A 21,514-nucleotide genomic window follows, 5' to 3' on the forward strand; every position below is an offset into this window, starting at 1 on the left:
AAGGAACAGAACAATGACGAAGAAAGCCGATTATATTTGGTTCAATGGTGAGATGGTTCCTTGGGCCGATGCCAAGGTTCACGTAATGTCGCATGCGCTGCACTACGGAACGTCGGTATTTGAAGGGGTTCGCTGCTACGACTCCCATAAAGGCCCGGTGGTATTCCGCCACCGTGAACATATGCAGCGTCTGCATGACTCGGCAAAAATTTACCGCATGCCGGTAACGCAAAGCGTCGATGAACTGATGGAAGCCTGCCGTGCTACGCTGCGTAAAAACAATCTGGTCAGCGCGTATATTCGTCCTTTGGTGTTTGTTGGTGATGTTGGCATGGGCGTTAACCCACCGGCAGGCTATAAAACCGACGTGATTATTGCGGCGTTTCCTTGGGGCGCATATCTGGGTGAAGAAGCGCTGGATCAAGGTATCGATGCGATGGTCTCTTCCTGGCACCGTGTAGCACCAAACACCATTCCTACCGCGGCGAAAGCCGGGGGCAACTATCTTTCCTCACTGCTGGTGGGCAGCGAAGCACGCCGCCACGGCTATCAGGAAGGTATCGCGCTAGACGTTCACGGCTATATCTCTGAAGGCGCAGGCGAGAACCTGTTTGAAGTGAAAGACGGCGTACTGTTTACTCCACCGTTCACCTCTTCTGCCCTGCCAGGTATCACGCGTGACGCGATCATCAAGCTGGCAAAAGACATGGGCTTCGAAGTGCGCGAGCAAGTGCTTTCCCGTGAGTCTCTGTATCTGGCGGACGAAGTGTTTATGTCCGGCACCGCGGCGGAAATCACGCCGGTGCGCAGCGTGGATGGCATTCAGGTAGGGATCGGCAAGTGCGGCCCAATTACCAAGCAGATCCAGCAGGCGTTCTTTGGCCTGTTCAGCGGCAAAACCGAAGACAAGTACGGCTGGTTGGATCCGGTAAACCAATAACGACAGACAACACTAAACGGATGGTTCGTTCGCCGTCCGTAAAATGACTATTTTTGGAGTGAAGAGCATGCCTAAGTACCGTTCCGCCACCACCACCCACGGCCGCAACATGGCGGGTGCCCGCGCATTATGGCGCGCGACCGGGATGACCGACGACGATTTCGGCAAACCGATTATTGCGGTGGTCAACTCCTTCACCCAGTTTGTGCCGGGCCATGTGCACCTGCGCGACCTGGGCAAGCTGGTTGCAGAACAGATCGAAGCCTCCGGCGGCGTCGCCAAAGAGTTCAACACCATTGCGGTGGATGATGGGATCGCCATGGGCCACGGCGGCATGCTCTATTCTCTGCCGTCGCGCGAACTGATCGCCGACTCGGTGGAGTATATGGTGAATGCCCACTGCGCCGATGCGATGGTATGTATCTCCAATTGCGACAAGATCACCCCAGGGATGCTGATGGCGTCACTGCGCCTGAATATTCCGGTGATCTTCGTTTCCGGCGGCCCGATGGAAGCCGGTAAAACCAAGCTTTCCGACAAAATCATCAAGCTGGACCTGATCGATGCGATGATCCAGGGTGCCAACCCGAACGTCAGCGACGCAGACAGCGCGCAGATCGAGCGTTCCGCTTGCCCAACCTGCGGCTCGTGCTCCGGGATGTTTACCGCCAACTCCATGAACTGCCTGACCGAAGCGTTGGGCCTGTCTCAGCCGGGCAACGGTTCGCTGCTGGCGACCCACGCCGATCGTAAGGATCTGTTCCTGAACGCCGGTAAGCGCATCGTCGAACTGACCAAGCGTTACTACGAGCAGGACGATGAAAGTGCACTGCCACGCAGCATCGCCAACAAGGCCGCATTCGAAAATGCGATGACTCTGGACATCGCGATGGGGGGCTCCACTAATACCGTGTTGCACCTGTTGGCGGCAGCGCAGGAAGGTGAGATAGACTTCGCCATGGCGGATATCGATCGCCTGTCCCGCAAAGTGCCACACCTGTGCAAGGTGGCGCCAAGCACTCAGAAATACCACATGGAAGACGTACACCGTGCCGGTGGCGTACTTGCCATTCTTGGCGAGCTGGATCGCGCCGGGCTGATGAACCGCGATGTGGATAACATCCTGGGGATGAAGCTGCCAGAGACCCTGGAAAAGTACGACATCATGCTGACCCAGGATGAGGCCGTGAAGAAAATGTTCCGCGCAGGTCCGGCGGGCATCCGCACCACCCAGGCATTCTCACAGGACTGCCGTTGGGACACGCTGGACAACGATCGTGCCGATGGCTGTATCCGCTCCTTGGAAAACGCCTTCAGTCTGGAAGGGGGCTTGGCGGTGCTGTATGGCAACATGGCCGAAGACGGCAGCATCGTTAAAACCGCTGGCGTGGATAAAGACAACCTGACTTTCCGTGGGCCAGCCAAAGTTTATGAGAGCCAGGATACGGCCGTTGAGGCGATTCTTGGCGGTAAAGTGGTGGCCGGCGACGTAGTGGTGATCCGTTATGAAGGGCCAAAAGGTGGGCCGGGCATGCAGGAAATGCTCTACCCAACCACCTATCTGAAATCGATGGGGCTGGGTAAGGCCTGTGCGCTGATCACCGATGGTCGCTTCTCAGGCGGCACCTCCGGTTTATCCATTGGTCACGTTTCGCCGGAAGCGGCCAGCGGCGGCCTGATTGCGCTGGTGGAAGAAGGGGACATGATCGATATCGATATCCCGAAACGCAGCATGGTGCTGGATGTGCCGGAGAGCGTACTGGCTGCACGCCGTGAGGCGGAACTGGCACGCGGTGATGCGGCCTGGACACCGAAAGCGCGTGAGCGCCAGGTATCTTATGCGTTACGTGCTTACGCTACGCTGGCCACCAGTGCTGATAAAGGCGCAGTGCGGGACAAGAGCAAGCTGGGAGGCTAACCACCATGGCGGTATCACAACCCCTACCCGACGCCCCCTGTGGCGCCGAATATTTGCGAGCGGTACTCCGCTCGCCAGTTTACGAGGTGGCTCAGGTCACCCCGTTACAGACCATGGGCAAGATCTCTGCGCGCCTCGGCAATACCATTCTGGTGAAGCGCGAAGATCGCCAGCCGGTGCACAGCTTTAAGCTGCGCGGGGCTTACGCGATGATTGCCAGCCTGGATGAAGAGCAGAGGGCGCGTGGTGTGGTCACGGCCTCTGCGGGCAACCATGCGCAGGGCGTCGCCTTTTCCGGCAACCGTTTGGGGATCAAAACCCTGATCGTGATGCCGGTGTCGACGGCGGATATCAAGGTTGATGCGGTGCGCGGTTTCGGCGGTGAAGTGTTGCTGCACGGCGCCAACTTCGACGAAGCCAAGGTCAAGGCGATTGAGCTTTCGCAGCAACAGGGCATGACCTTTGTACCCCCGTTCGATCACCCGGCAGTCATTGCCGGGCAGGGCACTTTGGCGATGGAGCTATTACAGCAGGACGCGCACCTGGACCGGGTGTTTGTGCCGGTGGGCGGTGGCGGCCTGGCGGCCGGTGTCGCGGTGCTGATCAAGCAACTGATGCCGCAAATCAAAGTGATTGGCGTGGAAGCTGAGGATTCGGCCTGTCTGCGTGCGGCGCTGGATGCCGGGCAGCCGGTCGATCTGGCGCGCGTCGGGTTGTTTGCTGAAGGCGTGGCAGTAAAGCGCATCGGTGATGAAACCTTCCGTCTGTGCCGTGAATACCTTGATGATGTGATCACCGTCGATAGCGATGCGATCTGCGCAGCGGTGAAAGATCTGTTCGAAGACGTGCGGGCCATCGCCGAACCTTCTGGCGCGCTGGCGTTGGCAGGGCTGAAAAAATACGTGCAGCAGCACAATATTCAGGGCGAGCGGCTGGCCCATGTGCTTTCCGGTGCTAATGTGAATTTCCACGGACTGCGCTACGTTTCCGAACGTTGCGAACTGGGCGAACAACGCGAAGCGCTGCTGGCGGTGACCATTCCAGAGCAGAAGGGCAGCTTCCTGAAGTTCTGCCAGCTGTTGGGCGGCCGTGCGGTTACCGAGTTCAACTACCGCTATGCCGATGCTGATAATGCCTGCATCTTCGTCGGTGTCCGCCTGACCAGAGGCCATACCGAGCGGCTGGAAATCATTGATGAGCTGAACCGTGATGGCTATCAGGTAGTGGATCTGTCCGACGATGAAATGGCGAAACTGCACGTGCGTTACATGGTGGGCGGGCGGCCTTCGAAACCGCTGCGTGAGCGTCTGTACAGCTTTGAGTTCCCAGAGTCACCGGGCGCTCTGCTCAAGTTCCTGCAAACGCTGGGCACGCACTGGAATATTTCGCTGTTCCACTACCGCAGCCACGGTACCGATTTTGGTCGCGTGCTGGCAGGGTTTGAGCTTTCTCAGACCGAGCCAGAGTTTGAGCAACACCTGCAGGCGTTGGGTTACGACTGCCATGATGAGACCGACAACCCGGCCTTCCGGTTCTTCCTGCAGGGCTAACATCGGCGACAAGGATAGCGTATGAGTAATGAGTTCACCGGGTTCAGCCAACAAGGGCTGGACTTCCTGCAACAGGTGCGGATCGAGAACGACAAGGAGTGGTTTGATGCCAATCGGGGCGTGTATGACCGTGAGCTGTTAACGCCGTTCCGTTCGCTGGTGGATGCGCTGAGTCCTGCGATGCTGATGATTGACCCGCAGTTTGAAACCCGTCCGGCCATTGGCAAAACGCTGTCGCGCATTCATCGCGACACGCGTTTTTCCCATGATAAATCCCGCTACCGTAGCCGCATGTGGCTGACCTTCAAGCGGCCAAGCAAAGACTGGAAGCTGGCACCGGTGTACTTCTTTGAACTGGGGCCGGACATGCTGCGTTATGGCCTGGGTTATTACAGCGCCGACAAAGCCACCATGGATCTGTTTCGCCATACTCTGCTGCGCAGGCCGCAGCCGTTTTTGGAGGTAGCCGAGTGCTGCCGTGCGCCGTTCGAGCTGGTGGGGGAAAGCTATAAGCGCCCGTTGGTGAAGGAACAGGCACCGGAGATTGCCACCTGGTACAACCGTAAGTCCTTTGCGGTGATGGCCACGGATAATCAGGTGGAAAAACTGTTCAGCGCCGATCTGGTCGCTACCCTTACGCAGAGTTTCCAGCAGTTGGAGCCGCTGTACCAGTGGCTGATGCAGGTGGAAGCGATGAAGCAGATCGACCCTGCGGATTTATGAGAGCAAACGCCAGAACGCCTCAATAAGCGGTTCGTTGAGGCGTTTTTTCGGCACGCAGACCCCCAGTTCGAACGGTTCGACCATCGAGATATTTTCCAACTGAGAGATGCGGTTGCGAACGGGCTCCGGGCTATTATCTACCACCACGCTGGGGATCAGCGCGATACCGCAGCCTAATGCCACCATCGAAACAATCGCCTCATGCCCGCCGACGGTGGCGTAAATCAGCGGATTGGTGATGTGCTGGCGGCGGAACCACAGCTCGATGCGTTTTCTTGATGGGCCATGCTCCGGCAGGATAAACGGCATATTGGCCCAGTCCGGCTGCTCTGCAAAAGCCTGCATTCGAACCGCACACGGCAGAGCGGGAGCAATCAGCACCAGCGGGATCTCACCGATTTGGGTGAAGGCGACGCTGGTGGGGAGTGTTTCAGGCCGCCCGGCGATACCAAGGTCGGCCTCGTTGGATTGTACTTTGTCCACCGCATCGGCGGCATCACCGGTAGTCAATTTGATTTCAACCAGGGGATGCTGGGCACGGAAGCGGTCGAGGATCGGCGGCAGATGACTGTAAGCGGCAGTGACCGAGCAGAACAAGCGTAGCTCGCCACTCAGAGAAGGGCCGTGCTGGCCAAGCGAATGTTTCAACTGCTGATACTGCAGCAGCGTTTGTTGAGCAAACACTTTCAACTGTTCGCCAGCATCGGTCAGCTCTACGGTACGGTTATCACGCAGAAACAGCGGCTGCCCAAGCGTTTCTTCCAGCCGCTGGATCTGGCGGGAAAGCGTAGAGGGGCTGACGTGCATCGCCTTGGCCGTGCGGCCAAAGTGATGGCTTTCAGCCAGGTGCAGGAACAGCTTGAGATCACGTAAGTCCATAATCAGTACGCTCGCAGCGGGGTGTTGCAGAAATTGCAACGTCACGTTCGTAATATATCAATTTAAGCAACGCAATTCCTGTTATACATTGGTTTCAACGGATCCCGCATAGACAGGGCGGGAATGAGAATAATATTGCACGACACAACATCTAACTGGAGCATCACCATGGCTAACTATTTCAACACATTGAACCTGCGTCAGCAGTTGGCGCAATTGGGTAAGTGCCGTTTCATGGCGCGTGACGAATTTGCGGATGAAGCCGGTTACCTGAAAGGGAAAAAAGTGGTGATCGTCGGCTGTGGTGCTCAGGGTCTGAACCAGGGTCTGAACATGCGTGATTCCGGCCTGGACGTGGCTTATGCGCTGCGTAAAGAAGCGATTGCCGAGAAGCGTGCCTCATGGCGCAAAGCCACCGAGAACGGCTTCATGGTTGGCACCTACGAAGATCTGATCCCGCAGGCCGATCTGGTCGTTAACCTGACGCCAGACAAGCAGCACACCTCCGTAGTTCGCGCCGTACAGCCGCTGATGAAAGACGGTGCTGCGCTGGGCTACTCCCACGGCTTCAACATCGTTGAAGTTGGCGAGCAGGTTCGTAAAGACATCACCGTAGTGATGGTTGCACCTAAGTGCCCAGGTACCGAAGTGCGTGAAGAATACAAACGTGGTTTCGGTGTACCAACGCTGATCGCGGTTCACCCGGAAAACGATCCAAAAGGCGAAGGCATGGCGATTGCCAAGGCATGGGCGGCAGCCACTGGCGGCCATCGTGCAGGCGTGCTGGAATCTTCCTTCGTTGCAGAAGTGAAATCTGACCTGATGGGCGAGCAGACCATCCTGTGCGGTATGCTGCAAGCGGGTTCTCTGCTGTGCTTCGACAAGCTGGTATCTGAAGGTACCGACCCGGCGTACGCAGAAAAACTGATCCAGTTCGGTTGGGAAACCATCACCGAAGCGCTGAAGCAGGGCGGTATCACCCTGATGATGGATCGCCTGTCCAACCCGGCGAAACTGCGTGCCTATGCGCTGTCTGAGCAACTGAAAGGCATCATGGCTCCGCTGTTCCAGAAGCACATGGACGACATCATCTCTGGCGAATTCTCCAGCGGTATGATGGCAGACTGGGCCGCAGACGATGTGAAACTGCTGACCTGGCGTGAAGAGACCGGCAAAACCGCTTTCGAAACTGCGCCGCAGTTTGAAGGCAAAATCAGCGAGCAGGAATACTTCGACAACGGCGTACTGATGGTAGCAATGGTGAAAGCGGGCGTTGAGCTGGCCTTCGAAACCATGGTGGATTCAGGCATCATCGAAGAGTCTGCTTACTACGAATCACTGCACGAGCTGCCGCTGATCGCCAATACCATCGCGCGTAAGCGTCTGTATGAAATGAACGTGGTGATCTCCGATACTGCAGAATACGGTAACTACCTGTTCTCTTATGCGGCGGTACCGTTGCTGAAAGAGTTCATGACCACTCTGCAGGCGGGCGATCTGGGTAAATCAGTTGCTGGTACCACTGTTGACAACGCGCAACTGCGTGACGTGAACGAAGCGGTGCGCAACCACCCGATCGAATCCGTTGGCCGCAAACTGCGTGGTTATATGACCGATATGAAACGTATCGCAGTAGCCGGTTAAGCACCAAGATTGTAGAGGCCCGATTTATCGGGCCAACTAAAAAGGCCAGCATCGTTGCTGGCCTTTCGCCTATCTAGACGACAGGAATTATTGTGGCATCGCCTCGCGTGGGATGATGGCCCCGCGATACTGGATCACCGTGCTTGCGGTCAGGTGACCACGTTTGGCCGCGCTAACCGCATCACCGCCGGTCAGGCGTACAGCCAGATAACCCGCGCTGAAGGAATCCCCGGCGGCGGTGGTATCAATCACTTTCTCTTTTGGCAGTTTGACCGCCGGTACGTCGTGGGCTCCCCCATCGGCGCTGAACACCAGGCAGGAATCTGCGCCACGCTTAATCACAATCTCACTCACGCCAAAGTCGCGGGTACGGCTCACCACCTGCTCAACCGGCTGCTTGCCCCACAGTAAATCTTCATCATCCAGCGTCAGGAAGGCGATGTCGGTACAGGCCAGGACCTCGCGATAGGCCTGCTGAGTCTCTTGCTGGCTTTGCCACAGCCGCGGCCGATAGTTGTTATCGAAGATCACTTTGCCGCCGTTGGCCCGGCATTGGCGCAGCAGGGTCAGCAGTTTTTCCCGGCTGGCAGGGTTGAGGATCGCCACACTGATACCGCTCAGATACAGGTAATCAAACTGCGCCAGGTGTGCACACAGGCTCTCTGCCTGGGGGCCATCCAGCCAGTAGCGTGCGGCCGCATCGTTGCGCCAGTAATAGAAGGTGCGCTCGCCGGTATCGTCGGTTTCGATCACGTACAGCCCCGGCAGCTTGTTGTCCAATTGCTGGATCAAATCGGTTTTTACCTGCTCCTGCTGCCAGGTTTGCAGCATTTCCCGGCTGAAGCTGTCGGTGCCTAGCGCGGTGACGTAATGCACGTTCAGCGCCTGTTGCGGCACCTGACGGGCGATATAGACGGCAGTGTTGAGGGTGTCGCCGCCGAATCCACGGCTGAGATCGGCGCCTTTCTGCGACAGTTCGATCATGCATTCGCCGATCACGGCGAGGTTTTTGCTGTTCATGATAATCCCTGGCTTGATAATGAGTCTGGTTGCTGCGAATACGTCCAGTCTCAACGCAAGGGCGAAGCGAGTCAATAGGAATAAAACAGCGTTTTAATTAGTTTATGATCGCGATCGGGAAACGCGTGGTTTCCCGCCGCTGAGGAAGGAAAACTACTTGGCCGCCGCGCGCAGATCGGTGACACATTGACCACCAATCCCCCAGTTATCGGTTTCCACTTCATCGATAACCACCACGGTAGTGGCCGGATTTTTGCCGAGCGTATCGACCAACAGTTGAGTCACACCTGCAATTAGCTGTTTTTTCTGCTCCGCGGTTGCGCCTTCGCGGGTAATTTTGATATTTACGTAGGGCATTAAATTTTCCTCTTGTTATAGAAACGTTGCATGTAGGTAATGGTTTAATGTAGGGACCTTTTACCCAAGCTTAAAGTTTTATTGTGCGTTGCCGATAACAAGATCGACAAATTTCCGGCAACGTTATCGTTCCCATTCCCTAATGGCGATAGAACCGATGATAACCAACATGATCTCTGGTCTACTGACGCCATTGTTTGCCGCCTGGCAGCGTGCCAAGGTCTTCCGTTACTGGCGGCAGTGTCGGCGTTTGTATACTTTTCAGCCCATTTACCGCACCTGCGGCAAATTGCTGGCGGTAGAGCTGCTTACTGCGGTGCATCATCCGGCGGCACCGAGCAAGCCGGTCTCCCCCGAGGACTACTTTGCCGCGCTGGGGTTGCGCCAGCGCCTGGCGGTGCTTCAGGAACAGCTCAATTTACTGCAGCAATGGCAGGCCATGTTTATCCACCATGCGTTGATGGTCTCCATCAATATCGACGGCAAGGCCTTACAGGCCCTGCAGCGACACCCGGCGATGCAGCGGCAAATCAGCGTCATGCCTTACCTGCGTTTTGAGCTGGTTGAGCAGGCAGACAGGGCGTTGAATGGGCCGCTGCAGCATATCCCCGGAGCGGAGCGCCTGTGGCTGGATGATTTTGGTAGCGGGTTGGCGAATTTCTCTGCGGTCAGCAGTTGGCGTTATCAGTATATCAAGGTGGCGCGCGAGCTGTTCATGTTGCTCAAGCAAAGCGACGAGGGCATCCAGCTGTTTTTTACCCTGGTGCGCCTGATGAGCCAGCATAGCGACGGAGTGATTGTCGAAGGGGTAGAAACAGAGCAGGAATGGCTGCTGGTACAGCGCTCTGGCGCGTTTGCAGCCCAAGGGTATTACCTGAGCCGCCCTGCACATTTTGACCAGCTGAAAACGCTGCCTACGCGGTTTATTGCCCCCATCCCTTGACCCATTAGTTCCCATCGCGTGAACTTAGGCTTATCCTCGACTAGGCTTTCAGTAAGGCTGCTTATCAATTTTCGCAGTCAGCTATCGCCTCAAGGGAGCCGATATGACAAGAACAGGCAAAACTTTTAGCTGGATTGGCGGCATCGTACTGCTGATTATCGTGGTTTTGGTGGTGTTCATTGCCACCTTCGATTGGAACCGCCTCAAACCCACCATCAATAGCAAAGTCTCTGCCGAGCTGCAGCGCCCGTTTGCTATTCGTGGCGGTCTGGGCGTTAACTGGGAACGTCACCAGGATGAGGGAGGCTGGCGTGCCTGGGTACCTTGGCCGCATATTCACGCCGAAGATATTATGCTGGGCAACCCTGCCAAGATCCCCGGTGATGAGATGGTCACACTGCAACGCGTCGATGCTTCGATCGCGCCATTGGCGCTGCTGGGCAAAGAGGTGCTGATCCCGCGTATCTGGTTGAAACAGCCAAATGCCTCGCTACAGCGCCTGGCGAACGGTGACAATAACTGGACCTTCAACCTGGCTAACAGCGCCGAAAAAGACCCCAACCAACCGCAGTCAGACTGGTCTGTCAGCATTCACGATATCGTGTTCGATCGCGGCCAGATTGATTTTAAAGACGCCACGCTCAAGGCCGATTTCCAGGCGCTGATCGACCCACTTGGCAAGCCTCTGCCCTTTAGTGAAGTTGCGGGTAAGCAGCCGGGAGATAAAGCGACGACGCCGGATTATGTCTTCGGCTGGAAGATTAAAGGAAAATACCACGGTGAAGCGCTGTCAGGCAGCGGCAAAATAGGTGGCATGCTGTCACTGCAAAGTGCTGATATTCCGTTCCCGCTGCAGGCCGATGTCCGTTCCGGCAATACCAGAGTGCAGGTTGCGGGGACGTTGTCCGATCCGCTGAACCTTGGCGGTCTGGATCTACGGCTGAAATTCTCCGGTGACAGCCTGGGAAACCTGTATGCGCTGACCGGCGTGCTGTTACCCAACACTCCACCTTATTCTACCGATGGCCATCTTATCGCCCAGTTGCATCAACCGGGCGGTGCGGTATTCGAGTATCAGGGCTTTGACGGCAAGATCGGTGACAGCGATATCCATGGGGACTTGAAGTACGTTGCGAGCCACCCGCGGCCCAAGTTGAGCGGTGAAGTGCTTTCCAAACAGCTGCGTTTTGCCGATCTTGCGCCATTGATCGGCGCGGACTCCAATCAGCAGAAAGCCAATCGCGGCGAGAAAACCCGCCAGCCGAGCGACAAAGTGCTGCCGGTTGAGAAGTTCGAAACCAAAAGCTGGGGGGTAATGGATGCCGACGTCAAATTTACCGCCAAACGTATTGAGCATGGCAGTTCGCTGCCGTTGAGCGATCTGAATACCCATCTTAAGCTGGATAACGCAGTGATCCTGATGGACCCGCTGCGCTTCGGCGTGGCCGGGGGCAACCTGAATGCCACCGTCCGTCTTGATGGTAGCAAGAGCCCGATGCAGGGCCGGGTGGATATGCACGCGCGTAAGTTCCAGCTGAAGCAGTTGCTGCCGAACGTGGAGTCGATGAAGCGCAGCCTGGGGGAATTGAACGGCGATGCCAAGCTAACAGGCAGCGGCAACTCGGTGGCCGATTTGCTGGCGACCAGCAGCGGCGATCTGCGCCTGCTGATCAATGACGGCGTGATCAGCCGCAGCCTGATGGAAATCCTGGGCCTCAACGTAGGTAACTACCTGGTAGCTCAACTGTTTGGCGATGACGAGGTGGGGATCAACTGCGCGGCGGCGGATGTCGGCATTCGCAGCGGGTTGGCGACACCACGACTGTTCGTGTTTGATACGGAAAATGCCATCATCAACATCACCGGCAACATCAATTTCGCCACCGAGCGGCTGGATCTGTCCATCGATCCGGAAAGTAAAGGGATGCGGGTGCTGACCTTGCGTTCGCCGCTGTATGTCAAAGGGACGTTTAAAAAACCGGACGCTGGCGTGAAGGCTGGACCGTTGATTGCTCGCGGGGTGGCTGCGGTGGCATTGGGAGTGGTTGTCGCCCCGGCAGCAGCGTTGCTGGCTCTGGTTTCACCGAGTGACGGTGGCGAAGAAAACCAGTGTGGCAAGATCCTGCAGCAGATGAAGAACAAGAAGTGACCCAAGATTACTGTAGTACCCGGCAGCTGTGATCCTGGCTCTCTTCGGCGGAGGCCAGATTCAGCTGCCATAGGTTACGTTTCACAGCCAACAGCAGGAAATCCCCTCCCGGTAAGGCCGTCATCGCCATGCCGTAGCTCCCCATGCTTTCACGTGCGCCCTCAACGCCCTGAGCCAGCAAACGGAATGCCCCAAGCTGCTTGAGTTCAGCAGCGCTGGCGCGGCGAGCCAAATAATCATGCCCCAGCAATCCACCGGGTAGCGGCTGCCAGCTTTCGCTGAAATCCCCTTGCAGCTGCGCCAGCCGGTTTTTTACCGCCGGTTGCAGGCAGGAGATATGAATATGCAGCTGATTTTGCGTACGGCCATATTCGGAGTTGATCGCCAGAGAGATGGCGGCATCGTCGATCGGTTTACCGAGTTTATCCGCCATAAAATGCCGGGCCTGCCAGGCTAAGGTGAATAAGTTGGCAGTGTCGGGCTCTAAGACCAGTGGGCTTTCTATGCCGGTGATTTTGGCCGTTGGCATCAACAGGTATTGCAAAGGCCCATTGCGGTCTTTCAGCACTACGAACCCGGCCTGCTCATCTACCTGTGTGCAGGGCGCTGGATTATGGTTTTGTTGCTGATTCGGCAGGCATTGCTGGCTGACGATATGCCACAGCGCATCCGGGTGGGCCGGTTTCAGCCAGAAATAGGTGGCAATGGCGATAATAATCAGCAACGTAACAGACAAACAGAGCCAACGGCGCAATGGCATGGGCGGGTTTCCTCAGCAAATGGAGGGATAGCATAGCCGGGATTTGTGACAACAGACAAACAGGCCCCCATAGGCAGGGGGCCGGGAGAGGATTACAGAGACGTGTGGCGGGTTTCTTTCATCAGCAGCAGCGCGATCAGCGTCAGGCTGGCCATGGCCGCCAGGTACATGCCAACGTAGAACAGCCCGTAGTTGTTAGCCAACCAGGTCGCAATATAAGGCGCTACCGAAGCCCCCAGGATCGAGGCCACGTTATACGAGAACGAGGCTCCGGTGTAGCGCACTTCGGTTGGGAACAGTTCAGGCAGCAGTGCGCCCATCGGGCCAAAGGTCAAGCCCATAATGCTCAGCCCCAGCAGCAGGAAAGCCATCACCAACAGCTGATTACCGGAACCCAGCATGCTCGGGAACAGGAAGGCAAAGCCGATCATCAACAGGGTGATGACAATCATGGTCTTGCGGCGGCCAAAGGCATCGGCCAGCAAACCGGCGATCGGCACCATCACGCCAAAACCAATCACCGCTACCATCAGCATCCACAGGAAGCTGTTACGTGAATATCCCAGCCCCAGCGGCTCTGCGGCCGTGCCGTAGGTCATGGAGTAAACGGTCATCAGGTAGAACAGCGTATAGGTAGCCAGCATGATGAAGGTACCCAGGATGGTCGCCTTTTTGTGTTTGCTCAACAGCGTCCCGAGCGGGACCTTCACCTGTTTGCCCGCTTTGGCCACCTTGGCAAAAACCGGAGTCTCGTGCAGCGAAATACGCACATACAGGCCCACCAGCACCAGCGCGGCAGAGAGGATAAACGGTACGCGCCAGCCCCAGGTCATGAACTGTTCGTCAGTCAGCAACCAAGAGAGCAGCAGGAAGGTGCCGTTGGCGAAGAAGAAGCCGATCGGTGCACCCAACTGCGGGAAAGAGCCGTACAGCGCACGTTTGTTGGCAGGCGCATTCTCGGTGGCCAGCAACGCGGCACCGCCCCATTCACCACCCAGACCCAGGCCTTGGCCAAAGCGTGCCAGCGCCAGCAGGATCGGTGCAAAGATGCCAATGGTTGCATAGCTTGGCAGCAGGCCGATCAGCACGGTGGAAATCCCCATGGTCAGCAGTGAAGCCACCAAGGTGACCTTCCGCCCGACGCGGTCGCCGAAGTGGCCGAACAGAGCAGAGCCGATTGGCCTTGCCACAAAGGCGATGGCGAAGGTGGCCAGCGATTGTAGCGTTGCAGCAGCCGGGTCACCCTGTGGGAAGAAGATATGCGGGAATACGATCACCGCAGCGGTGGCATAAATATAGAAATCAAAGAACTCGATGGCGGTACCGACCAGAGAGGCGACGATGACTTTTCCCCGGGAGTTAACCGGTGTGGACGCGGCATCGGCGTCCAAGGGGGTTGCGATGGTGGCTTGCATAGTTATTTCTTATATTTTGACTAGGGAAAAATTCATCTTAGTCATAGCAAAATGGCTTTTCAACGGGGAGATTTTGTACTATCTGGCAAATAAACCGTTAAAAAGACTAATGTTTTAACGAGTTGACGTTCTATGGTTGTTAACGTGGTGAAGTGAGCCATACGCAGAGAGAATGACTGGAAAAGGTGCAAAGAAAAGTTATAGGGTAGTTTGTTATGCTGGTTTTTGCCAATCGGTTAGTCTTGTTTTAGAGTTATTGACTGCTTTTTGAGTTGATTGTTGAAATAAAAAACCAGTCGCAACCTTGCGACTGGCATGAATACCATGCTGATGGTGGATATTCACTTGCCCTGCGGCAGGTTTTTGTCCTCTTTATACTGTGCCGTGGCGATCCAGGCGGCGCAAAACAGCGTCAGGCGGGCAAAAAAGTAGAAGAACGCCATCAGCCCGATCACCGAGCCAAAGGCGGCACCGGAAGGTGATTTGGCGACCTGCGGCAGCGTCATGGTCATCACAAACTTGATGGCTTCAAAGCCAATTGCGGCGATCAGGGTGCCGCGCAGCAGCGCTTTTTTCTTCGGCTTATGGCGTGGCAGCATCCAGAAGATCCAAAGAAACAGCAGGTAGTTGGCAAAAATGGAGATCGACAGCGCGATCAGCGTCATCGCTGGCCGCAGCCATTCAATGCCATCCAGTCCCAACGCATGCACGATGGCCGCCTGGGCAGAACCCGCAATCGAGGTTAAAGACAGAGTGACGATCAGCGCCACCACCAAGCCAGTTAATGAAATAAAATCGCGGGTGTAGCGAAAATAGATTTTCTCCTGATCCTGCGGATTACGTTCCCAGACGTCTCGGGACTGGGCGCGGATCGCCTCACGCAGGTTACCCATCCAACTGATGCCGGAGTACAGCGCCAGCGCCAGACCGGTCAGGCCGACGGTGGTACGTTGCTGGATGGCGGTATTCACCGTGTTCTTCAAGGTACTGGCCAGCGTGGGATCGCTGATGCTGTTGACGATCTTGTTGATCAATTCGGCCAGCAAATCCGGGTTAGATGCCAGCACAAAGCCCACGGCGGCAAACGACACCATCAGGATCGGGATCAGTGAGAGAAACGAGAAGTAGGTAATGGCGGCGCCAAACTGGCTGCCGAGACGGTCGTTGAAGCGTTCGGTGGCTCGCAGCAGGTGAGCGATGGTGGGCCAGGCTTTAACGCGCTCTATCAGGCGAGCGAACCCCGAAAGGCCTTTATCCAGTTTTTGGTTGCCGGTTTTGATGGCGATCGTCGGTTTCTCAATGGCCTCAGGCTGCTCTGGAGCGGCTTTATTCTGCATTACGTCACGGTATCCTTCAGGTAAATCAATGGGCATGTGCTTGATTATAGCCAAATATGCCCTCGATTTGGTCGCTAATGGACGAGATTGGGTTAATTCTGATGATGGCCTCTACCAACAACTGCGAGTAAGAACGTTCGATTTTGTCCTATTCACCACACGTCTGTTTTTCTGCCGGATCCCTGCAATTTTATCTATCTCAGCGCCAGGAAGGCTTTTACTCATCTTATGGCGCGCGCTTTTTTATCCGGCATGCGCCTACTGCAGCCGTAGGGGCTGGAACGGTTATTTCCTGAATCAATAGATAAAATGGAAGGTCTTATGAAATTATTCAATCATCCCACCTGTCGTCCATTTACCGAAGCGGGCAACCTGTCGCAACTTTCCGCTTATTACGAGGAAGATCGCCACATCATGTGGATGTTACTGCGTGCAGAGCCGCGCCCTTGCTTCAATCAGGCGCTGATAGAAGACATCATGACGCTGGCGCAGGCGGCGAAAGAGTCGACGTTGCAGTTCGACTTCTGGGTCACCGGCTCGCTGGTGCAAAACATGTTTAACGTCGGCGGGGATCTGAGCTTTTTTGCCGAAGCGATCAAAAACCGCAAGCGTGAGGCGATGATGGCATATGCCCGGGCCTGTATCGACTGTGTGCATGCGGCAGCACGAGGTTTTGATACCGGGGCCATCAGCATTGCCATGGTGGAGGGCAGCGCGCTAGGGGGCGGTTTTGAGGCGGCATTGGCGCACCATTTTGTTTTGGCGCAGAACAACGCACGGATGGGGTTCCCAGAAATCGCCTTCAATCTGTTTCCCGGTATGGGCGGTTATTCACTGGTAGCCCGCAAGGCAGGTATGCGCCTGGCGGAAGAACTGATCTGGAGCGGTGAGTCTCACACTGCCGAATGGTTCGAAAACTGTGGGCTGGTGGATAAGCTGTTTCAACCAGGTGATGCCTATATGGCGACTCGTACCTTCATCGACACCATCAGGCCCAAGCTGAACGGTATGCGTGCCATGTTACGCGCGCGTCAGCGGGTATTACAGTTAACCCGCTCCGAGCTGATGGACATTACCGAGGATTGGGTGCACGCGGCCTTTACCATCGAGGAGAAGGATCGCCTGTACATTGAACGGTTGGTGATGTTGCAGGATCGGCACACGCTTAATCAGCGTCACGCTGGCTAAGCGTTAATTCCCGCCCGCATCACTTTGGTGATTGCGGGCTATAGGTTTTCAGCCACTGCTCCAACTGTTCGGGCAGCATCGGTCGGGCGAACAGGAATCCCTGTTTTTCATCGACCCCTACGCAGTCCAGGAAACGATTTTCACTGTCCGTCTCGACCCCTTCGGCAATCACCTTGAACTGTAGCGCTTCGGCGACCGCGACGATGGCGCGTATCAATGACTGTGATACCGGGGCCAGATTGACGCCGCGAACAAAGCTTTGATCCAGCTTGATAGCGTCCAGCGGGATACGTGCCAACTGGGCCAGAGAGGAGTAACCGGTGCCAAAATCATCCAGGTGTACCTGGGCGCCCAAGGCCCGTAGCCGGGCGATCACCTCACGAGCCCGATTCTCATCTTCTATCAGGCTGCTCTCGGTCAGCTCAAAGTCCAGAGTGCAGGGAGAAAGCTGGTTTTCTCGCAGTACCTCAACCAGATCGTCTACCACGCTGTCATCCACCAACTGCCTGGCGGAAAGATTAACCGCAATGCGTAAATTCAGCCCCTGCTGCTGCCAAATGGCAGCCTGTTTAGCGGCGGTTTGCAGCACCCAGCGGCCAAGTGGGGCAATCAGCCCTGACTCTTCGGCATAGGAGATAAACTGCAGCGGTGGGATCAGCCCGCGCTCCGGCGAATCCCAGCGGACCAGCGCCTCTACGCTGTTCACGGCTCCGTTGAGCGTTGTGACCTTGGGTTGGTAATACACCACCAGTTGCTCCTGTTCCAGCCCCTTACGCAGGTTGGTATCCAGCCACATGTATTCGGCAACGCGGCGGTTCATGTCCGGCGAGAAGACGATAAAGGTGCGTTTGCCGTGCTCCTTGGCGACGTACATGGCGGTATCGGCGCTGCGGATCAGGCTGTCCAGATCGTGGCCATGTTGCGGGCAGAGGGCAATGCCAATCGAACAGCCGGTGTAGACCTCGATCAGGCCGATGCGGAAGGGCATTTGCAAGCGATCGATAATGCGCTGGGCCAGCTCTTGCAGCATGATCCGGTCGGCCTGGGTGACCAGCACCAGAAATTCATCGCCCCCCAGACGGGCAAGTTTTTCTCCATGATCCAGGCAACTGAGAATGGCGTGGGACACCTCGATCAGCAAGCGATCGCCAAACATATGGCCATAGGCGTCGTTCACTTTTTTGAAGTTATCCAGATCGAGATAGACCAGCCCTACGTGGCTTTCACCGCGTTCGCTTATCGCCCGGTTAATATCATCCTGAATGGCGTTGCGGTTTGGCAGGCCGGTGATGGTATCGGTATTGGCCAATAGCCGCAGGCGTTCCTGGGCACGGCGTTCTTCGGTGATATCCGTGCCGGAACAGATCAGGAACACCTCTTTTTTGCCGCTGCCGCTGTGGACAAACTTGTTGCGGAACAGGAATAACCGCTCGCCTTTGACCGTTTTGATCCAGCGCTCCACCTCATAAGAGGCCCCGTTGTGAAAGAAGTTGGCAATATTGCGCCGGGATGCTGCGGCCTCTTCGGGGCTCATAAACATCTTGAAGACGTTTTTGCCAATCACGTCCTGTTCCTGCAGGCCGGTATACTCTTCGCTCAGGCGGTTAAAGCGCTGGACGCGGCCGTGTTGGTCAACGATGACAATGACGGAATTAGCCTCTGACACCACCTGTTCGGCAAACGATAGGCCGTGCACCAAATCACGTGCCACGGCTTCGGTATCGGTATAGGCAGAGGCGGTGCCAGCCCACTCAAATTTATTGATCCGGCGGCCGACCAAATGCAGGTGGATGGGCTGGCCGCTGAGCTGGATGGTCAGATCCAGGCTGGCGGTGACCCCGCTCAGACGGCGGATTTTCGCCGCCTGCATTTCGTCGAGGGCCACGGCAAGGTGTGTTTTGCCTTTGATTGCCGTCAACTGCAGGGCATTGCTGTCAAACGCCAGATGCCAGTAAGGGCTGCTGGTGCCAAAATGGGTGTTAAGGAGTATCGGGCCTTGGTCTGCGAACATGTTCATTCCTCAAAATGGGACAGCCGGACCCTACGCTGCAGCCTGAAAGACGATGGGGATCGCGTGAACGACGTCTGTATAGAGTGTAAAAGAGAACCGCGCAGTGTGCGAAAATCAGTTTTTGGCTTCGTTGAGCCAGAGTTGTGGCTAGGGATGCTAAATTAATCCCAAGCTGGAGGTGGACAAAAGCCACACTAATAATTACGCTTGGGTCATGTAATCTTCCAAATAACAGACGCCTTCTCCATAATTTATTCATAATTGACGAATATTGCCATTTTTGATTTTAAAAAATTTACACTCCCTCGCATTACTATATATTCATGCGCATACTATTATTTCCGACGACGAGATAGTGAGCCTGTTAACGTACAGCGCTCCTGATGAAGAATAACTTTTAAGGAAATAATTATGCGTAAACTGACTGCTTTATTTGTCGCTTCAACCTTAGCCCTGGGTTCTGCTTCTGCCGCCTTTGCTGCCGATGCAACTACCGCCCCGGCAACCGCATCGGCCACACCTGCCGCCCCGGTAAAAATGATGCACTATAAAGAGGCGAAAAGAGACAATCTCTTTGCTGGTTTGAACTTGACCAAAGATCAACGCCAGCAGATGCGCGATATTATGAAAGAGTCGCATCAAAAACGCGGCCCAGGAGCTAAAGACGAGCGCCAGGCGCTACACAGTATGATCGCTTCGGAAAACTTTGACGAAGCCAAGGTAAAAGCCCAGATCGATGCAATCGGCAAAGCGCAATCCGAGCACATGCTGGAACGTGCCAAAGCGGAAAACAAAATGTATAACCTGCTAACGCCAGAGCAGAAAAAACAATACAATGAGAATTATCAGAAACGCGAGCAGAAGATGATGGAGCATATGAAGAAAATGCGCGATCATGTCCCTGCTGCTGAATAATTAACATTGCTGTCAAAATAAAAATGCCGGGTTATTTTCCCGGCTTTTTTATTAATGACAACGTCCTGACCGTGAAGCTAAAATTTAACCTAATAAAGTTAGTGTAAAAAATAGACTGGCCGCCATGTTCAAAGATCTCTCTCCCCAGTAATACCAGTTTGAAATCATCACTCTTAATGAATTTTCCCCCGAAGACCATCTGGAATGAAAAATTGAGGATGGTGTATGTGCTGCCGCGCCTACAGCCTATTTCCCGCGGATCTCGCATGGGTTGAACGGGGCGACTAGGCCGGTTTCCCGTCTTTAATCCACTGTTCCGTCATACGCATCGAAAGGCGATACCGGGCGCAGTTGTGCGTGTTCAGTACCCGGAGTTCATCCTGCAGGAGAGCCCTGAACTGCTCCTTATCTTCTGTGGCAATAGTGATGGCTAGCAGGGCGGATTCGATACTCTCCCTGTCGGTGACGATATAGCGGATGGCTGTATTTAAGTCCTCCCGGTGGCGCAGTCTGAACGGGTCAGGAACACCCATTGCCTGGAGTGTCACGGCGTAGCGTTTTATTGAGCGACGGTACAGATGCTCAAACAACTCCACCGCTAGAGCCACATTACGCTTTTCATAGACCCCCATCATGGCGTATGCATAATTCGTGGCATCAGCGTCAAGGAAGGACAAAGGGGCACTATTATACAGCATCAGCGGAATGTTGGCCGCGAGCCTGCTGGTTCTTTTGTTACCGTCCTCAAAGGGTTGCAGGTAGGCAAGATTGACCCACAGAAAAAATGCGGACTCTACCGGATTTATGATTTGCCGGGCCTTCTCAATAATTTTGTCAAACATCTCCTGCAGCAGGAAAGGTGTCTGCAGCGGAGTGTAAGTTGTTCCGCTGATATTCACTATCTTCTTCCTGATGGCCCCGAGACCTTCCGGTTCAGAAAGCAAGTCGTGCATCAATAGAGCATGAAGGTTGCTGATGACAGGGCCAGTCAGTCCGGATTCGGGGACGGCATCGACCATAAACTCAATCGCCTGCTTATGGTTCAACAGCATCACTGCATCCATATCCCCGGCTTCTGTCCCGCTTTTAAAGAGTTCCTCGGTTGCCAGCAAGGAATACCGGTTGCCTTCCAATTGCGATGAGGACCAGGATAAATCAATCAGCAACTGCTCCAGCACTTTTCGGGCATAGGTCCCTGCAGGTTGCTGCCCGGCCATCTTCCCTTCTTCCATTAGTGCCCTGGCAAGAGACTCTGACAGCAGAAAGGTCTGGTTCGGGATGTAGTCTTCCACAAAGCTTCGGTCATAACCAGTAATCTCCCTGCTAGTCAGTGGGGAGTGTAGGTAGTTGAGAAGAGCTTGCGCCTCCGTGGTGTGAGGTGCGATGCCACTGTCTGTTGTGACCGAAGAAGTGAGTTGTACCAACTCTGTCTGTTGCCCAGAGAGGGTGTAACGGGTTCCTCGTCCGGTGCCGTATCGGATGATTCTGTCTTCCCTGAGCAGGACCTCAATATGACGCTTGATGGTGGAGCGACCGACCTGAAGCTGCTTCGCCAGTTCCCCAGAACTGACGGGAGTTTTCGCGGCAGCGATGGCGGTTAGGATGGCCTGCTGCAGGTTGGGTAGGGTAACTGAGGATGTCATCGATGTTTGTTTCCTGCGGGCCAGTAAAAACACGGACCGAAAAATATGATATTTACGGCCCGTTTTGCCATTTATGGCCCACTGTATCAGGTTTTATGGCCCAATTTAAGTTTTACCGGCCC

At 55.3% G+C, this 21,514-nt stretch carries 17 protein-coding genes; 9 read left to right on the forward strand and 8 right to left on the reverse strand.

Going from position 1 to position 21,514, the window contains the following annotated elements:
* Positions 1-13: 13 nt before the first annotated feature.
* The 4 genes from ilvE (at position 14) to ACMV5H_RS06785 (ending at position 5,131) form a co-directional block, all read left to right on the forward strand.
* Positions 14-940, forward strand: coding sequence for a branched-chain-amino-acid transaminase (ilvE, locus tag ACMV5H_RS06770; protein ID WP_021181823.1), 927 nt, complete (start codon positions 14-16; stop codon positions 938-940).
* A 67-nt stretch (positions 941-1,007) separates the two neighbouring features.
* Entirely contained in the window at positions 1,008-2,858 is a 1,851-nt protein-coding gene (gene ilvD / locus ACMV5H_RS06775) for a dihydroxy-acid dehydratase (RefSeq protein ID WP_021181822.1), read from the forward strand.
* A gap of 5 nt (positions 2,859-2,863) precedes the next feature.
* Entirely contained in the window at positions 2,864-4,408 is a 1,545-nt protein-coding gene (gene ilvA / locus ACMV5H_RS06780; protein ID WP_021181821.1) for a threonine ammonia-lyase, biosynthetic, read from the forward strand.
* Positions 4,409-4,429: 21 nt separating this feature from the next.
* A complete protein-coding gene (locus tag ACMV5H_RS06785; protein WP_021807370.1) occupies positions 4,430-5,131 on the forward strand; it encodes a DUF2461 domain-containing protein in 702 nt (233 codons plus the stop codon).
* Here ACMV5H_RS06785 and ilvY read toward each other — a convergent pair.
* Positions 5,126-6,010 carry an HTH-type transcriptional activator IlvY gene (gene ilvY / locus ACMV5H_RS06790; protein ID WP_414821624.1) on the reverse strand — a complete coding sequence of 295 codons (885 nt, stop codon included), beginning with the start codon at positions 6,008-6,010 and terminating at the stop codon, positions 5,126-5,128. The genes ACMV5H_RS06785 and ilvY overlap by 6 nt on opposite strands.
* Positions 6,011-6,178: 168 nt before the next feature.
* Between ilvY and ilvC the strand changes: the two genes are divergently transcribed.
* A complete protein-coding gene (gene ilvC / locus ACMV5H_RS06795) occupies positions 6,179-7,654 on the forward strand; it encodes a ketol-acid reductoisomerase (protein ID WP_179253259.1) in 1,476 nt (491 codons plus the stop codon).
* Between the two features lie 87 nt (positions 7,655-7,741).
* Here ilvC and ACMV5H_RS06800 read toward each other — a convergent pair whose 3' ends face one another.
* Together ACMV5H_RS06800 and ACMV5H_RS06805 are read right to left on the reverse strand one after the other, a co-directional pair.
* Positions 7,742-8,674: a sugar kinase gene (locus tag ACMV5H_RS06800; RefSeq protein WP_115159349.1), complete on the reverse strand. Its 933-nt coding sequence runs from the start codon at positions 8,672-8,674 to the stop codon at positions 7,742-7,744.
* A 153-nt stretch (positions 8,675-8,827) separates the two neighbouring features.
* Positions 8,828-9,031 (reverse strand): 2-hydroxymuconate tautomerase family protein, encoded by a 204-nt coding sequence (locus tag ACMV5H_RS06805; RefSeq protein WP_021181815.1) that lies wholly within the window; start codon positions 9,029-9,031, stop codon positions 8,828-8,830.
* Between the two features lie 157 nt (positions 9,032-9,188).
* Here ACMV5H_RS06805 and pdeH point away from each other — a divergent pair, with 157 nt between their 5' ends.
* Entirely contained in the window at positions 9,189-9,974 is a 786-nt protein-coding gene (pdeH, locus tag ACMV5H_RS06810; RefSeq protein WP_115159350.1) for a cyclic-guanylate-specific phosphodiesterase, read from the forward strand.
* 103 nt (positions 9,975-10,077) lie between these two features.
* Positions 10,078-12,123 (forward strand): AsmA family protein, encoded by a 2,046-nt coding sequence (locus tag ACMV5H_RS06815; protein ID WP_115159351.1) that lies wholly within the window; start codon positions 10,078-10,080, stop codon positions 12,121-12,123.
* Between the two features lie 7 nt (positions 12,124-12,130).
* Here ACMV5H_RS06815 and ACMV5H_RS06820 read toward each other — a convergent pair whose 3' ends face one another.
* The 3 genes from ACMV5H_RS06820 to yhjD form a co-directional block, all read right to left on the reverse strand.
* Complete coding sequence (locus tag ACMV5H_RS06820; RefSeq protein WP_414821625.1) at positions 12,131-12,883, reverse strand: CDP-diacylglycerol diphosphatase; 753 nt, start codon at positions 12,881-12,883, stop codon at positions 12,131-12,133.
* Positions 12,884-12,975: 92 nt separating this feature from the next.
* Positions 12,976-14,298 (reverse strand): MFS transporter, encoded by a 1,323-nt coding sequence (locus ACMV5H_RS06825; RefSeq protein ID WP_021807376.1) that lies wholly within the window; start codon positions 14,296-14,298, stop codon positions 12,976-12,978.
* Positions 14,299-14,639: 341 nt separating this feature from the next.
* A complete protein-coding gene (yhjD, locus tag ACMV5H_RS06830; protein WP_115159353.1) occupies positions 14,640-15,635 on the reverse strand; it encodes an inner membrane protein YhjD in 996 nt (331 codons plus the stop codon).
* Between the two features lie 321 nt (positions 15,636-15,956).
* Between yhjD and ACMV5H_RS06835 the strand changes: the two genes are divergently transcribed.
* The gene (locus ACMV5H_RS06835; protein ID WP_115159354.1) at positions 15,957-16,823 is read left to right on the forward strand and encodes a crotonase/enoyl-CoA hydratase family protein; all 867 of its coding nucleotides are present in this window, start codon (positions 15,957-15,959) and stop codon (positions 16,821-16,823) included.
* A 19-nt stretch (positions 16,824-16,842) separates the two neighbouring features.
* Here ACMV5H_RS06835 and pdeR read toward each other — a convergent pair whose 3' ends face one another.
* Positions 16,843-18,834 (reverse strand): cyclic di-GMP phosphodiesterase, encoded by a 1,992-nt coding sequence (gene pdeR / locus ACMV5H_RS06840; protein ID WP_021807377.1) that lies wholly within the window; start codon positions 18,832-18,834, stop codon positions 16,843-16,845.
* Positions 18,835-19,245: 411 nt separating this feature from the next.
* On the opposite strand from pdeR, the gene spy reads away from it, so the two are divergent.
* Positions 19,246-19,749: an ATP-independent periplasmic protein-refolding chaperone Spy gene (gene spy / locus ACMV5H_RS06845; RefSeq protein WP_094982431.1), complete on the forward strand. Its 504-nt coding sequence runs from the start codon at positions 19,246-19,248 to the stop codon at positions 19,747-19,749.
* Between the two features lie 284 nt (positions 19,750-20,033).
* Here spy and ACMV5H_RS06850 read toward each other — a convergent pair whose 3' ends face one another.
* Complete coding sequence (locus ACMV5H_RS06850) at positions 20,034-21,392, reverse strand: Fic family protein (protein WP_115159356.1); 1,359 nt, start codon at positions 21,390-21,392, stop codon at positions 20,034-20,036.
* Positions 21,393-21,514: the final 122 nt, after the last annotated feature.

This window comes from Serratia sp. N21D137 (assembly GCF_047530005.1).
Lineage (GTDB): Bacteria > Pseudomonadota > Gammaproteobacteria > Enterobacterales > Enterobacteriaceae > Chania > Chania fonticola_B.